This window comes from Streptomyces sp. NBC_01304, from assembly GCF_035975855.1.
GTDB lineage: Bacteria > Actinomycetota > Actinomycetes > Streptomycetales > Streptomycetaceae > Streptomyces.
Map to the genome: position 1 here is coordinate 9,555,794 of NZ_CP109055.1, position 14,497 is coordinate 9,570,290.

The following is a 14,497-nucleotide window of genomic DNA, read 5'->3' on the forward strand; positions in this document are numbered from 1 at the left end:
TCGGGCCATTCGGCCCGTTAGGTGGAGGCCAATTCCCCGCCATGGTTCATGACTTATACCGGACTTTCGGCCGATACGCCGGGCTGTTGGTCCGGAAACACACGCGAGCTCGAAGAACGAGTGGGCGGCGATTCGCGGGGCTTCCCGAGGTAGGTGGGTCGTCTTGGAGAGAGCCAGGATGCGGCGGCGAGCAGCGCGGCGTGTGTCGGTGGCCTCCAGGTTGATTCGGGGCCGCCGCCTCGACGGCCTCTTTGTCCTCGTCGGACAGTGCGGCCAGCGGTGCGTCGTAGAACCCGCAGTCGAGCCTGCCTCGGGACAGCCGCCAACGGATCGACATCCGGCAAGCCTGCCCCGGCAACGAGTCAGCCCAGGAGGCACCTCGATATCCGTATTCGGCGCGCCATCGTCAGCGCGAAGTGGTCACCCGCGAGGGGAACTTGGGCACCAGCGATTGCATCCGTTAGGTCTTCGCGAGCGCTGAGTCCGCCAGTCGCAGCAGAATGATCCGTGTCAGCTCGCCCAAATCTTCGCTGGCGCGGCGGCGCGGGAAGCAGGTGCTTCCAGCCGGCAGTCGCTGCAGGTGCGGCTGGGACGTGACTGTAGTCGACTGTGGCGTGGCCTTGTGGGGCCATTGTGCTTGTTCGTGCGGGTAGGTCACACGCGTTTGCCGCACTGTAGGCGGACTAGTCGCGATGCCCCGTATCTGCGCAGGGTCAGGCGGCGCAGCGGGCACTCCACCACGGGCGGGGCGTCTACCCGGCGCACCGCGAGCACTGCCATGTCGTCGTGCGTGCTGCCGGTCGACCAGCGCCGCACGTCGTCCATCAGGACGTCGATGGCGGTCTCCGGGGCGTCCCACCGGCCGCGACCGGCGAGGCGCTCGACGGGGTCGTAGAAGGCGCCCCCGCTGTCGCGTGCCTCCGTAACGCCGTCCGTGATCAGTAGCAGGACGGCCCCGTACGGCAGCGGATACGTGTCCGGTACCGAACGTCGGTCGTTCAACCGGCCCATGCCGAGCGGCAGATCGGGCTCGGCCGGCAGCAGTGGGCGTACATCGTCACCGTCCAGGAGGTAGGGCGCGGGGTGGCCCCGGTTGAGTAGGCGCACTGTCGTGCCGTCGGGCGTGACCTCGCCGAGGAGTGCTGTGGTGAAGCCCTCCACGCCTGCCTCACCGTGGTCGTGTGCGGCCTCCCGCAGCAGTGCGTGCTCGAGGCGGTCTGCGAGACGGGGGAGTGAGACGGCCTCGTCGGCGGCCTCGCGGAACGCGCCGAGCACGACGGACGCGGCGCCGACCGCGTCCATGCCCTTGCCTCGTACGTCGCCGATGAGCAGCCGGGTGCCGAACCGGGTGTGCTGCACCGCGTAGAGGTCGCCGCCGATCCGCGCCTCGCGCTGGGCCGCCTGGTAGCGGGCCGCGACGGCGAGCGGGCCGAGCCGCTTCCGGGGCGCAGGCAGGATGGCCCGCTGTGCCTCCTCGGCCACCGCGCTGACCGCGTGCATCCGGCGGCCGTACTGGCCCACGAGGCGGTTGAGGTAGAGCCCGACCGCGGTGCCGAGCGGTACGGCGGCCTCGATGTCGAACCCGCGGAACTCGTCGAGGGAGCCGTGCCGCGCGGCGAGCAGTACATCGGCGACAAGCGCGAGGGCGAGGAGTGCTGAAGCGCTGCGGAAGGACAGGGTCACTCCGGCCGTCACACAGGCCATCGCCACTAGTGGGCCCGCTGAAGTCGCCTCGGCGCACAGCAGGTTGGGCAGCACTCCGGCCGTCAGCAGGCCGATGGCGAGCCATCCCGCGGACCCGGACTTGAGCGCATGCGACCGCACCGGGTGCCGGGCCGGCTGCCCGCTCACGCGCTGATGTGGGCGTCGACCACGGCATCCGGCACCAGGCCATGCCGCCGGGCAGCCAGGGCCTCGGGGGAGGGCAGCGCCCGCCGGGGCCGCAAATCCTCGCCCCCGCGCGAGGCGGCCGCCAGCGCGACCTCGGCGATGCGCTCACAGGCCAGGCCGTCACCGAACGGCGAGGCGACCTCGGCGAGGCGGTCCAGCGCCTCGGGCAGCCGGGCAAGGTGGCGGCGTATCGCCGAAGCAAGCTCGTCGGGAGCCGTGAGTTCCGCGAACTCCCCAAAGGATTCAGGTAGTTCGGTGGAGGTACGCACCACGAGATGCGGTCGGCCGAGCACCGTCGCCACCTCCTGGACCGCACCCGAGTCGGTCACCAGGAGCGCCGCGTGGCGTGCCAGGGCGAGGAAGGACTGCTCGTCGGGTGCGTCGAGGACCCGCAGCCGGGCCAGCAGCGGCCCGAGCCCGTGCCGCACCACCGCGGCGCGGGTGCCCGGCCGTAGGGCGAGCACCACCGGGTGGCCGCCGTCCTGTGCGTCACCGAGCGAGCAGAGAGACATGCTCAGCCGCTCGGCGTCGTCGGTGGTGCGAGGGTCATCAAGAGTAGCCAGGACATAGCGGTCGCGGTCCAGGCCGAGGACGTCGATGAGCTCGGCGATCCGCGAGGGCGACGGCATCCGGCGCGTCACGGACTCCACCACAGTGGAACCGGTCAGCACGATGCGGTCCGGATCGTAGTCCTCGTCGATCAGCTGGGTCACGTTCTCGGGAGTCACCGCGCACAGTACGTCGGCCAGCCGGTCGGCGATGACGCGGCGGTGCTCCGCGGCCTCGCCGCGGTCGTGGCTGCGCGCCCCTGCGCCCACGTGGACGAGGGGTATTCCGGCGCCGTGCGCGGCGAGCGCCCCCGCGGCGGCGGAGACACTGCCACCCAGGACGACGACCGCGGCGGGTCGGTGCTCGGCGAAGGCGCCACCGAGCGAGGTCACCATCCGGCCGAGCCGCTCACCCCCGTTGCGGCCGGCCGCCGCGAGCGCGACGTCCGGCGTGGTGCGGCCCCACTCGGCGAGCAGGTCGGCGGCGAGCAGCGGGTCGGGGTGCTCGCCGGTGTGGACGACCGCGGCGGCGTCGCCGAGCTGATGCAGGACGGGTGCGAGCCGGGCGGCCTCGGTGCGGGTGCCGAGGACGAAGGCGATGCGGCCGGCCAGCCGGGGCAGGTTCGCGGGACGGGGGGCGGGGCGGGGGGTGCAGGGGGTGGTGCGGGACATGGTCTCTCCTCCACGAGCGGTGCGGAATGAGTGCACTGCGAATGCGCTCCGTGAAAGAGAATGCCCGTCCGAAATATCCGAAAATGGTCACTTGTGTCTTGCGTGGCTCAACGAAAGTCTTGAACGCCGCTCAAGACAGTCATCCCCGCCGTTCGGGCCGTTCTTCCAGGCCGCGCGGACCCGCCGTCCGAGCCGTGCGGGGCCCGCACTTCAAGCCGTAGGCTGCTCCTCCGCTTCCTCTGGCGTCAGCCCGATCTGGTGGGCCAGCAGCGCGGCCTGCGTCCGGTTCTCCACGTGCAGCTCGGCGAGCACCCGTGACACGTAGGCCTTGACGGTGCCCTCGGCCATGAACAGCGCCTCGGCGATCCGTGCATTGTTCGCCCCGCTGCCGAGCAGCGCGAGTACCTGCCGCTCCCGCCCGCCCAGGCCGGCGACGCGCTTGCGGGCCTCGGCCACCTCGGGGGTGTCCTGCTCGACGGTTCGCCGGATCATCAGGCGCATGATCTCCGGCGGCACCACGGGATCGCCTTCCGCGACGGCGAGCACCGACCGGATCAGTTCGCCGGTACGCGTGCTCTTCAGGGCGAAGCCGTCCGCTCCGGCCCGGAACGCCGCCGCGACCTTTTCGTCGTCGCCGAGCGCGGTCAGCATCAGGATGCGGGGTCTGGGGGACAGGTCCTGCAGCCGGCGGGCGGCGGTGATGCCGGAGACCTTGGGCATGTTGACGTCCATGACGACCACATCGGGCCGCAGCCGTGCGACCAGGTCGACGACCTCGGCCCCGTCGCTTGCCTCGCCGATCACCTGGATCTCGTCCGTGGTGTCGAGCAGCGCCTTGATCCCGGCCCTGACCAGCGGCTCGTCATCCACCAGCAGCACATTGACCGGCATCGCACACTCCCTGTCACCTCGGCGTCACTCTCATGCTCGCCGGGTGCAGGAAGGCGCGCATCCTGTAGCCCGCCGTGTCGTACGTCGCCCGGGATCGCTCAGCCGGGTGTCTTACGCGGCACCCTGGCCCGCACCTCGAACCCGCCGTCCGGTGTCGTGCGCCAGGTGAGCTCGCCGCCGAGCCGGTCCGCCAGCTCGGCGAGGCCTTCCAGACCGTTGCCACCCCCCTGCGCGTGGGCGCCGGGGGCGAGGACGGGCGCGCCATTGCGGACGGCGACGGCGGCGGAGGTGTCGTCGGCGGCCACGGTCACGAGGACGTCGGCGCAGGGCGCGTGCTTGACGGCATTGGTCAGTCCCTCCTGAGCCACCCGGAAGCAGAACTCGGCCACTGCGGGCGGCAGCAGACGGTCCTCGAAGTCCTGCTGGTCGAGGCGGACCGGCGCACCACTGCGGCGTACCTCCTCCACAAGCCGCTCGATGCGCCGCACGTCGGACGGCGAGGAGGGTCTTACCTCGGGCTCCTTCAGGGTCGCCACGATGCTGTGCAGTTCTTGGATGGCGCGCTGCCCGCGCTCGACCAGGTCCTCCGCTGCCGTCCGGGTCCTTTCGTCGGGTGCGTGCGCGGACAGGAGATTGGCCTGCAGAACCATCAAGGTCACCTCGTGCCCGACGTGATCGTGCGCGTCCCGGGCGATCCGTCGGCGCCCCTGCTCGGCCCGCTGCTCGGCCGCCGCCTCGGCCTTGGCCAGGGCGTCCTCGCGGTCGAGGCGGGCACGGAACGCGGAGAGCAGCTCGCCCACGCGGAACGCACGGACCACGGCACCGGCCGAGGCTGGGCCCAGGACGCTCATCAAGGAGTACCTGAAGGTGAGCAGCATCAGCTCCCAGATAGCCGCATTTGAGTGCTTGTCGACGATGAAGACGACGATGAACAGGCGGACGAAAACAACCGCGACCGCGAACCAGGCCGCGTAGCGCAGCCGCCGGTAGCGGCCCACCGCATAGACGCCGAAGCGAAGGAGCGCGTCGTCCGAGGTCAGCGCGAGGACGATCAGCCCGGCGACCGCCGGGACCTCCGGCCACCGGCGCCGCACGAGCAGCGAGAGTGTCCCGAGCGCCGCCACCGCGAGAGGCCAGTTCAACCACGGATTCCAACCGGGATCCTCAGGGCGGAGCAGCACCCTGGGCAGGCTGAGCAAGAAGACCAGCGCGACCGCGATCCAATCCCCGGTACGCGACCCCAGCAGACGCCCGACGCGCGACCAGCGGGCGTACTGCCGGGCATCTGTAGGCAGAGGCAGGCCGCTCGACGGCGTGCCATGCCGGTGCTCATTCATACCCCGGATCATGCTCCGCACCAGGCGCGGTGGCAGGTCTATGGGAGGACGCTTGGCAAGAGTCGGCCGATGTTGCGGCAGTCGCCGCCGTCGCGGAACCGGATGTGTCGGGCTCGCTCCCTAACGTCCAGCACGACAGGCACGAGCCGCCCCGGCGGACCTGACGGTGGGGCCAGTGGGCGCGTCCGACGCCGGAACGGTGCGGCCACCAGTCTTGTGCGGGCCGGCTCCGCCATCGGAGCGAGGCCAGGACCGTGGTCTGGGGAAGGAGTGAGGCGAGGGTTCTGCGCGTGCTCGCCCCGTACGACCTTCACGGCGACGACTCGTCCGCCGGCGTCACGGCCCAGATAGACCAGGCCCATGCGGCCCTCGCCCGGGCGAGCGATCAGACGATAGGAGCCTATGTGGGCCGGGCCTGGTGCGTTCAGCTGCTGCACAGCGGACCCTTCCGCTGCAGACAGAGGCTGAGAATCAGTGCGTCAGGTAGGCCGGGGCCAGGCGGCGTGGGCGCCTTTCGCGAAGCTGTCCGCGGCGTTGAGTGTTGAGGTCCTGTCAGGAACAGTATCTGTGCCCGCCTGACAGTGACGGACGGTTGTGGTGACGCTGATGCGCATGGACTGGAACTGGGCGTTGTCGACCTCCATCGGCGCCGCGATCGGCATCGCGGCCATGCTCATCGCGGATCGGAACCGGTGGCGGAGGGACTTTTCCAGTCGGGCACTCGAAGTGCGCCGGAGGCGTATGCAGTTCACGACAGCCATGAACGAGGCCGGAGAAGCCATCCGCTGTCAGCGACGGCGAACATTCGGGGGACGCATCACTGGAATCCATGGTTCGAGAGGCGTGCCGGTCCTCAGGAGTGCACACCGCTCTTGAGCGCCTCCGGCACGTCACTCCGCCAGCCGTGGAGACCGCCGGGTATCCAGCTTGCGACGCCATCTGCCACCTGCGCGATCACCTCGCCGCAGACTGAGGCCCAGGCCGGTGCCGTCTCTTTTGGGGAGCGATTCAGTCGTTGCAGGCTGCAGAAGGTGCGGCGACGGAGGCGAGGGTGACGTGGTCGCGCCAACCTGGCTCTGCCCGAAGGCCCGCGAAGCTCGTGGCTCAGTGAGAGGGCTCTGAGTCGGGGCGTAAGCAGACGGAGGGCTGGCGCGGTCCGCGGACCACCTGCCTGACGGTCGGTATCGGGCGGCAGCCCTGATGGCCATCGCCATGTGGATGCTCGTTGGCCCGAACCGCCCCGAGCCGGAGATTTCAGCGCACTGTTCACCAGCCAGGGCGGCGGGCCGACGGCCTGCCGCGTTGGCGGGGTCAGGGATTGGTGGTGACTTCGAAGCCCGCGCCGTAGACGTCAGCGGTGTCGGCGGCGTCGCGGGCTCGCAAGTCGGCGAGGATATTGGCCGAGCTGGTGTAGACGTAGGGCGGCAGGCCGAGGATGCGCGCCTTGGTGATGCCGGCCCAGGGCCCTTCTGCCTGGAAGCCGTTGGCCTCGGCCGGGTAGGGGGTTCCGGGCACGTGCCAGATGGTCGGGCCGCCGGAGTCGCCGGCCTCGTGAGGGGCGTGGGACTGGTAAATGCTTCCCAATCTGGAAGTCAAGTGGCGTGAGTGACTGGGGGTGTGACGGTGTAGCACCGTCGGTCACGGATGAGGGCCCAGATCACGTTGACCCGTCGGCGCGCGAGGGCGAGGACGGCCTGGACGTGCCGTTTGCCTTCTGCCCTCTTGCGGTCGTAGAACCGGCGCGAGTTGGCGTCGCAGCGGATACTGACGAGCGCGGAGGTGTAGAAGACACGCTGCAGGCGCCGGTGGTATCTCGTCGGCCGGTGGAGGTTGCCGCTGACGTGTCCGGAGTCCCGCGGTGCTGGTGCCACTCCGGCGAAGGCCGCGAGCCGGTCCGGGGTGGGGAAGCCGTCCAGGCTGCCGCCGACGGCGGCGAGGAACTCGGCGCCCAGCGTCGGGCCGATCCCGGGAACAGACGTGATCACTTCGGCGAGTTCGTGTTCACGAAACCGGCCCTCGATGAGCTTGTCGGTCTCGGCGATCTTCTCGTTGAGGGCCATCACCTCCTTCGCCAGGGTGTGCACCATCTTCGAGATGGCCTTCTCCCCGGTGACAGCGGTGTGCTGGCGCTCGGCGGCTTCCACGGCCTTGGCCGCGACGGCCTCGGGGGTGCGAACCTTGCGGTTACGCAGCCACGTCGCAAGGCGCCGCTTGCCTGTGCGGCGGATCGCCGCCGGACTCTGGTAGCCGCTCAGCAGGACCAGAGCGCCGACGGTGCCCATGTCGAGGGCTCGTTCCAGGGCCGGGAACATCCGGTTGAGCAGAGACTTGAGCCGGTTGATCGTGCGGGTGCGGCCTTCCACGAGACCGGCACGGTGTTCGGTCAGCAGCGTGAGTTCGATCGCGGCTTCGTCACCGGGGCGGATCGGCTGCAGATCGCGGCGCATCCGGGCCTGGTCCGCGATCACGCGCGCGTCCCGCGCGTCGGTCTTGCCCTCTCCTCGGTAGGCGTCGGTGGCCCGGTTCACCGCGACGCCGGGGATGTAGACCATCTCCTGGCCATGGTTCAGCAGCAGCTCGATCAACAAGGCGGGCTCGCCGCCGTTCATGTCCATGGCCCAAGTGACGTGGCCTCCGTCGGCGATCGCCAGCACGTCGGCGATCAGGTCGAGGAGTTCGGGCTCGTCGTTGGCCACCCGCCGCGACAACAGCGCCTCGCCCTCGGCGTCCAGGACCAGCGTGTGGTGGTGGCTCTTGCCGCAGTCGGTCCCCGCCCATATCCGGCTCATCATGCTCCATCAGGTCGTGCTTGCAGTGCGTACCACGGACGACCTCGCCGGCATTGCTCTACACAGCGACACATTCGCACTTCCCAATCGGCGGCCGAGTCGTCGTGGGGAGACGGGAGGCAAAGCATTGGAAGCCACGAACGGCAGCCGCCTGAAAGCCACACCCGTCTCCCCTGGGTGCCCTCACCCTACGAACGGGAGGACCTTCCCGGACAAAAAGGTAGAGCCGCTTGAGTTGTTCGTGATGCGGCCGTACCAGACGCCCAACTGGCCAGAAACTACAAGCTCGTTGTTGTCGAAGAGACCGGCGCCCAGCAGGCGCTCGTCGGCGCGTGCGGGGCTCAGGGCGATCGGGCTGGGCTGTTCGCCGGGGACTTCCAGCTGTCCGGTCTGTTTGAGGGTCGGCCCCTGCGACGAGGGCGTGATGTCCGAGACCAGTTCAATAACCATGTAGTCCTTGGTCGGGTGTCCAGTCATCGAGCCCTCGGGGCTCTTGAAGTACCGCACGTACCCGATCGGGCCGAATGCGAAGTCCCGTCGGTCATAGACGGGGTAGCTGTTGTCGTGGATCTTGCGATCGGCGATCGGACCGCCCCCACAGTGGCCCGCCGAGATGGCGATGTTCCGCCCGTAGTCGTCCGTGCCCACCGCGCCAATCGTGCAGAAGGCGTCTGGGTTGGACGGATCGGCTATCTGCATGGCGTTGTGGACGCGCTTGACCGCCTCGGCCCCGTCCTGGGCCTGGGCGATTCCGGCGCCGGTGCCCAGTGACGCGCTGGCGGCGAGGCTGGCCACGTACGATGACTGGCACTGACTGGGTCCCGCCCGTCTACGGCACCGTTGCCGTCGTGGAAGCCGTCCTCGACGCTTGAGCGGCCCGGGTGGGGTGGGCATGGCTGTCGTCGGCGCTGGACGGCTCGTGCTTGGCGAGTACCACCAGGGCGCGGACGGTCAGGCCGGCTTCGGCGGGGTGTCGCAGTGGTCGGTCAAGGTGGAGCGTGTACTGGTTGCGGCGTCCGGTGCGTTGCCGGTGTAGATAGCCAGCCTGCTCGAGGTCGACGACGATGGCCTGCACGGTGCGCTCGGAGATCTCGCAGCGGGCGGCGATGGTGCGCAGTCGTATGTTTGGGTCGCGGGCGATGGCCAGCAGTACCCGGGCGTGGCTGGTCAGGAACGTCCACCGCTGGCCCTGGCGGTCATTCATCGTGCTCAGCAGCCCCCTCTGCTCCATTCTCTGAGGCTGCCTGTACCCAGTGCGGAGTACCGAGAGTCCTCGACCGAACTGTGACGAGACCTGCTGCCCGGTGAGGCTGCGAGATCGGCTCGGGGCTCACGAGCTGTGGGCCGCACAGCTGCGCGGGCGCCGGGGAGGCTCCGTCCCGACGCTGCAGTCGGGGCTCCCGGCTATCCGGGGATCGTCGCCGGAAATCCGGTCGGCGGCGATCCCCGGGCGCCGGAGCGCGTCCTCCTGCACGGATTCCGGCGCGGCGTCCTCCCGGCCCCTGGGCACCGCGGGAGTTGGGCCCTGGCCGACCCCCTCCGGGAGGACAGGCAGCTTCCCGTCCGTTCGCAGCGTAGGGGTGACTCACCCGCGCCGGACAGTGGCTACTCGGTCACCTGCTGCCCGGCACCGGTAGATGCCGTAGCAGCCGGAGCGTCGCCTGCCCGCACGGGGAGGCCCAAGGCCTGGATCTTGCCCAACGGCATTGTGTCCAAGCGGATTGACCGAGTGCCAGGCTGAGCAGCTCCGCGGTGCGGGCGAAGGTGGCCGAGGGCGGCATCGCCCAGCGTGCCTGGGTGCTGTCGGCACAGGCGCGTACGGTCGACCCGGCTGTGTGCCCTTGCTGGGCCGGCCGTACCCTGCGGCCATGACTGAGATGCTGACGCCGACTCCCGATGACGCTTTCGAGATGCTGCTGGACGGCAACCAGCGGTTCGTCACCGGCTCGTTGGAGCACCCCAACCAGGACGCAGCACGCCGCACCGAGACCGCACCGGCTCAGAGTCCCTTCGCGGTAATGTTCGGGTGCTCCGATTCCCGGCTGGCCGCCGAGATCATCTTCGACCGGGGGCTGGGGGATTTGTTCGTGGTCCGTACGGCCGGGCATGTGGCCGGTTCGGAGGTGCTGGGCAGCATCGAGTACGGGGTGAGCGTGCTGGACTGCCCGCTGGTCGTGGTTCTGGGCCATGACTCGTGCGGGGCCATAGCGGCAGCCAAGGACGCCGCCGACGGCGGCCAGGTGCCCACCGGCTTCGTCCGTGACGTGGTCGAGCGGGTGACCCCGAGTGTGCTGGCGGCCCGCGCCGCCGGACGCGGCCGGGACGAGGAGATCCTGGCCGAGCACATTCGGCAAACCGTGGATCTGCTATTGGAGCGCTCCCGGGGCCTGGCCGAGAAGGTGGCCGCCGGCCGCCTCGCCGTGGTGGGCCTGTCTTATCGGCTCGCCGACGGCAGCGCCCAGGTGGTGGCCTCCCACGGCCTGAGCAGGGCTGCTGCCTCGGCATAGTCGTACCCGCTGTGGGCCTGTCCGCCGGTGGTACGGGCGGGCCCGCGCGATGCCTCGGCCTTGGCTCGTCGTTATGCACCGACGAGACCAACGGAAGATGGAGAGCAGACAGTGAAAGGGATCACGAGGGTGACGGCACAAACCACGGACATCAATACGGCGGCCGGTGTGCTGCGCGCCGGGGGCCTGGTGGCCGTTCCGACCGAAACTGTCTACGGGCTGGGTGCCAATGTCGAGGATGCTGCCGCCGTCGCGCGCGTCTTCCAGGTCAAGGGGCGCCCTCCTTCCCACCCGCTGATCGTCCATATTGGTGGCGCGGAGCAGTTGGTCGACTGGGCCGAGGATGTGTCCGAGGCGGCGCGCCTGCTGGCCGAACACTTCTGGCCGGGGCCCCTCACGCTGGTCCTGCGGCGCAGTCGCCGGGTACCCCTCGAAGTGACGGGTGGCCTTCAGACGGTGGCCGTGCGCGTGCCTGACCACCCCATCGCGCTCGCGCTGCTGGCGGGCTTTGGCGGCGGGATCGCGGCCCCATCTGCCAACCGCTTCGGCTCGGTCAGCCCCACCACCGCGCACCATGTCCGTACGGAACTCGGTCCCGGGGTCGACTTCGTGCTGGACGGCGGGCCCTGCGAGGTCGGTGTCGAGTCGACCATCGTCGATGCCACAGGCGAGATCCCGACCATTCTTCGGCCCGGCGGGGTGACGTGCGAGGACCTCGAGGCGGTGCTGGGGCGCCCGTTGGGAGTCGACTCGACCAGCCGCGTCCGAGTGCCGGGCCAGCATCCCTCTCACTACGCACCGCGTGCACGGGTTATCCTCGTCGAGCCCGAGAACGTCATCGCTGAGGCAGAGCTCGCGCTGGAACGCGGGCACCAGACGGGCGTCTTCCTTCCCCCCTCCCTCGCCGACGTCCCGGTGAAGGCGCACGCCGTGGTGACGGTCCCCTCTTCGATGGCCGCCTACGCGCGCGAGCTGTACGGGTTCCTGCGCGACCTCGACCAGCAAGGGTGCGACCTCATCGTCGCCTCCCTGCCGCCAGAGCAAGGGCTGGGCCTCGCCATCGCCAACCGGCTCCGCCGCGCCGCCGGGCCCCGGCCCTCCCACTGACCCCACTACTGAACCAGCCATGGCGTGAGCTTGTTCCGCTTTGACGGACACGATTGGTGTGGTGGTCAGGCCGCGAGTGTGGTCTCGTAGTCGGCGGGGCTGCGGTAGTCGAGGCTGCTGTGCAGTCGGTGCAGGTTGTACCAGCCCTCGATGAATTCGAAGATCGCGGTGCGGGCGGCTGCCCGGCTTTGCCAGGCAGTGCTGTCGAGCAACTGCAACTCCCGTTTGATGGTGGCGAAGAACGACTCGGCGAGTGCGTGGTCCCAGCACTGACCGGCGCGACCGACCGAGAGCCGGATGCCGAACTCGGCGGCCAGAGCAGCGAATTGCTGACTGGTGTACTGACAACCACGATCCGAATGGAAGACACTCCATGGGCGGGGCGACGCTGCTGGCAGGCCGTCTTGAGGGTGTCGACGACCAGACTCGCGCGGTGGTGGTCGGCCATCGCGTAGCCGACGACCTCGCGGGTGGCCAGGTCCAGCCAGCAGGCGAGGGAGAGCCAGCCCTCGACCGTCGGGAGGTGATGTCACCGACCAGTTTGGTGCCGGGAGTGTCAGCGTGGAAGTCGCGGCCGATCAGGTCCGGGGCCGGGCGGGCCCTTTTGTCCGGCCGGGTCAGCGAGCGCCGGTGGCGGCGATGGGCACCCTGAATACCGTGCTCACGCATGATCCGCTCGACACGTTTGCGGTTGATCCGCCGTCCCAGGCGCCGCAGTTCGGCATGGATGCGCGGGACCCCGTAGGTCCTGCGTGAAGCTATGTGCAGGACGGCGATCTCGTGCGCGAGGGCGCTGTCGGCCGCATTCTTCGCGGCGCGGGCCTTCGCCGCCGAGCGCCAGGCGTAGAACGAAGAGCGGGCCTCGTTCAGCAGCCGGCACAGGAAAGCAACATCATGGGTGGTCTTCTCCGCCTCGGTGAACGCGTATATCGCGCTCACCGATCGCTCTCCTTCGCGAAGAAGACCGCGGCTTTTCGCAGCACCTCGATGGTCTTGGCCTGCTCAGCGTTCTGCTTGCGCAGCCGCTTGAGCTCCTCGCTCGCCAGCTCGCCGGGCCGGCCCTCACCGCGGTCGGCGCAGGCCTGCTTGTACCAGCCCCGCAGCGACTCGGGGCTCACCCCGAGGTCCCGCGCGACCTCGGTGACGGTGCGGCCCGTGGAGTCCACCAGCGCGACCGCATCCCGCGTGAACTCCTCGGGATACCGCTTGCTGCGGTTGTTCTTACTTCCCACCTGGCACTACTTCCTCTGGAACCTCATGTCCCAGTCTCCAGGTGTCCACGATCAAGGGGAAGCTTCGGGAGTGCCCGAACCCTGTGGGCGCATGGGTGGTCGAGCAATCTGCCTATCGAACCGATGATCCGGTTCAGCGCCCTGCCGTCAGTGGTCTGACGGCGTGCAGGGTGGCGTGGAGGGGACCGGTCGGCGTGAGCGTTAGGCCCGCCACGGGCGCAGCCCCGCCCGGGGCGATATCAAGGTCGATGTGGAAGCGTTGCGCCAGAGTCGCGACTGTCATTACTGCCGCGACCATGGCGAACCGGGCGCCGAGGCAGATGCGTTGACCACCTCCGAATGGAATCCACGCGTGGGTGGGTACCATGTGCGGGGCATCGACGTCCCAACGTTCGGGACGGAAGGCCGTGGGGTCGGGAAACCAGCGGGGGTCTCTGTGTAGGGACCACGGGCTGCACCAGACGGTCGTGCCGGCACGGACCGGGAGACCGCCCAAGGATGCGCCTTCCTGGGCTCTTGCGGCGAGCGCCCAGCCGGGTGGGTAGAGCCGCAGTGCCTCTTTGACGATCTGCTCGGTCCAGGTCAGGCGTTCGTAGTCGTCGAAGGCCGGAGGGCGTCCGGCCAGTACCCGATCCAGTTCCTCGGTGAGGACAGCCCGTGCTGTGGGGTGTGTCGACAGGAGATGCCAGATCCAGGTCAGCGTGGTGGCAGTGGTCTCCTGCCCAGCGAACCAGAGCGTCACTGCCTCGTCCCGTACCTCTGTGGAGGACAACGGCAGGCCGTCTTCGTCCCGAGCCGCGAGGAGTCTGCTCAGGAGGTCGTCTCGAGGTTCGGTCCGGTCTGCTGCGTTCTTCCGGTCTTGGATGAGGCGGTGGATCTCGGTGTTGATCGTGGCGGTCGCGGTGCGCATCCGGCGTCGCGCCGGAGTGCTCACCCAGGGAGGGAAGAGGAGGCTGATGCTCCGCACCTCTCTCCCGATCTCTGCCAGAGCGGCGGACAACGCAGTGCTGAGGGTGTCAGCCTGCTTGCCGATGTCGTTGCCGAAAAGGGTCTGCGCAACGATCCGCTGCATGAGCAGGTACATCTCCCGCACTACGTCGACCCGTTGACCGTCCTTCCAGCTGTCGGCGAGTGCCTCAGCGCAGTCGACCATCGTGGTGGCGTATCCGCGTACCTGACGAGGGCGGACAGCAGGCTGGACGAGGGACCGCTTGCGACGCCATTCGTCGTCCTGGCTGGTGAGTACGCTCTTGCCGATCACCCGTTTGAGGGTCTCGGGAGGGGCGAGGGTCCGGTAACTCCGTCCGATGCCTTCGAAATGTTCCCCGATGTGTGTGGGGTGTGAGATGAGAAGACTCCGCCACGGTCCAAACGACCAGGTCACAGCGTCCCCGAAGTCGTCCCGCAGTCGCGTGAGGAAAGCCAGGGGGTCGCTGCCGTAGGCGAGGAGGTTCCCGATCAGCGGCAGCCCACGCGGGCCAGGAACGGGATGGAGCGGGAGGGTAGGGGCAACCATGAGGCTCC

The 14,497-nt window shown here is 69.3% G+C and carries 13 protein-coding genes and 1 pseudogene; 2 read left to right on the plus strand and 12 right to left on the minus strand.

What is annotated here, in order from left to right; translation table 11 throughout:
• Window positions 1–654 precede the first annotated feature (654 nt).
• The 8 genes from OG430_RS42595 to OG430_RS42630 form a co-directional block, all read right to left on the minus strand.
• Window positions 655–1,851, minus strand: coding sequence for a PP2C family protein-serine/threonine phosphatase (locus tag OG430_RS42595; RefSeq protein ID WP_327358025.1), 1,197 nt, complete (start codon window positions 1,849–1,851; stop codon window positions 655–657).
• A complete protein-coding gene (locus OG430_RS42600; RefSeq protein ID WP_327358027.1) occupies window positions 1,848–3,110 on the minus strand; it encodes a UDP-N-acetylglucosamine 2-epimerase in 1,263 nt (420 codons plus the stop codon). Before OG430_RS42600 ends, OG430_RS42595 begins: the two co-directional genes overlap by 4 nt.
• A 210-nt stretch (window positions 3,111–3,320) precedes the next feature.
• Window positions 3,321–4,001: a response regulator transcription factor gene (locus OG430_RS42605; protein WP_327358028.1), complete on the minus strand. Its 681-nt coding sequence runs from the start codon at window positions 3,999–4,001 to the stop codon at window positions 3,321–3,323.
• A 98-nt stretch (window positions 4,002–4,099) separates the two neighbouring features.
• Window positions 4,100–5,143: a sensor histidine kinase gene (locus tag OG430_RS42610; protein ID WP_327358029.1), complete on the minus strand. Its 1,044-nt coding sequence runs from the start codon at window positions 5,141–5,143 to the stop codon at window positions 4,100–4,102.
• A gap of 1,506 nt (window positions 5,144–6,649) precedes the next feature.
• Window positions 6,650–6,853, minus strand: coding sequence for a hypothetical protein (locus tag OG430_RS42615; protein ID WP_327358030.1), 204 nt, complete (start codon window positions 6,851–6,853; stop codon window positions 6,650–6,652).
• 77 nt (window positions 6,854–6,930) lie between these two features.
• Entirely contained in the window at window positions 6,931–8,127 is a 1,197-nt protein-coding gene (locus OG430_RS42620; RefSeq protein WP_442816656.1) for an IS110 family transposase, read from the minus strand.
• Between the two features lie 183 nt (window positions 8,128–8,310).
• Entirely contained in the window at window positions 8,311–8,922 is a 612-nt protein-coding gene (locus OG430_RS42625) for a hypothetical protein (protein ID WP_327358032.1), read from the minus strand.
• Window positions 8,923–8,956: 34 nt separating this feature from the next.
• Complete coding sequence (locus tag OG430_RS42630; RefSeq protein ID WP_327358033.1) at window positions 8,957–9,358, minus strand: helix-turn-helix transcriptional regulator; 402 nt, start codon at window positions 9,356–9,358, stop codon at window positions 8,957–8,959.
• Window positions 9,359–9,995: 637 nt separating this feature from the next.
• On the opposite strand from OG430_RS42630, the gene OG430_RS42635 reads away from it, so the two are divergent.
• Complete coding sequence (locus OG430_RS42635; protein WP_327358034.1) at window positions 9,996–10,634, plus strand: carbonic anhydrase; 639 nt, start codon at window positions 9,996–9,998, stop codon at window positions 10,632–10,634.
• A 129-nt stretch (window positions 10,635–10,763) separates the two neighbouring features.
• Window positions 10,764–11,741 (plus strand): L-threonylcarbamoyladenylate synthase, encoded by a 978-nt coding sequence (locus OG430_RS42640; RefSeq protein ID WP_327358035.1) that lies wholly within the window; start codon window positions 10,764–10,766, stop codon window positions 11,739–11,741.
• 65 nt (window positions 11,742–11,806) lie between these two features.
• On the opposite strand, the gene OG430_RS42645 is transcribed toward OG430_RS42640, so the two are convergent.
• The 4 genes and pseudogenes from OG430_RS42645 to OG430_RS42655 all read right to left on the minus strand — a co-directional run bounded on the left by OG430_RS42645 (window position 11,807) and on the right by OG430_RS42655 (window position 14,489).
• Window positions 11,807–12,274 (minus strand): integrase core domain-containing protein, encoded by a 468-nt coding sequence (locus tag OG430_RS42645; RefSeq protein ID WP_327358036.1) that lies wholly within the window; start codon window positions 12,272–12,274, stop codon window positions 11,807–11,809.
• Between the two features lie 106 nt (window positions 12,275–12,380).
• Window positions 12,381–12,680: pseudogene (locus OG430_RS49630) on the minus strand (IS3 family transposase); the annotation flags it as partial.
• Window positions 12,677–12,973, minus strand: coding sequence for a transposase (locus OG430_RS42650; protein WP_327358037.1), 297 nt, complete (start codon window positions 12,971–12,973; stop codon window positions 12,677–12,679). The gene OG430_RS42650 and the pseudogene OG430_RS49630, both read right to left, overlap by 4 nt.
• Window positions 12,974–13,106: 133 nt before the next feature.
• Entirely contained in the window at window positions 13,107–14,489 is a 1,383-nt protein-coding gene (locus OG430_RS42655) for a cytochrome P450 (protein ID WP_442816657.1), read from the minus strand.
• Window positions 14,490–14,497: the final 8 nt, after the last annotated feature.

Excerpts from the sequence above, each read along its gene's own strand:
- OG430_RS42600 (WP_327358027.1), bottom strand. The coding sequence starts at position 3,110 with ATGTCCCGCACCACCCCCTGCACCCCCCGCCCCGCCCCCCGTCCCGCG.
- OG430_RS42605 (WP_327358028.1), bottom strand. The coding sequence starts at position 4,001 with ATGCCGGTCAATGTGCTGCTGGTGGATGACGAGCCGCTGGTCAGGGCC.
- OG430_RS42620 (WP_442816656.1), bottom strand. The coding sequence starts at position 8,127 with ATGAGCCGGATATGGGCGGGGACCGACTGCGGCAAGAGCCACCACCAC.
- OG430_RS42630 (WP_327358033.1), bottom strand. The coding sequence starts at position 9,358 with ATGGAGCAGAGGGGGCTGCTGAGCACGATGAATGACCGCCAGGGCCAG.
- OG430_RS42635 (WP_327358034.1), top strand. The coding sequence starts at position 9,996 with ATGACTGAGATGCTGACGCCGACTCCCGATGACGCTTTCGAGATGCTG.
- OG430_RS42655 (WP_442816657.1), bottom strand. The coding sequence starts at position 14,489 with ATGGTTGCCCCTACCCTCCCGCTCCATCCCGTTCCTGGCCCGCGTGGG.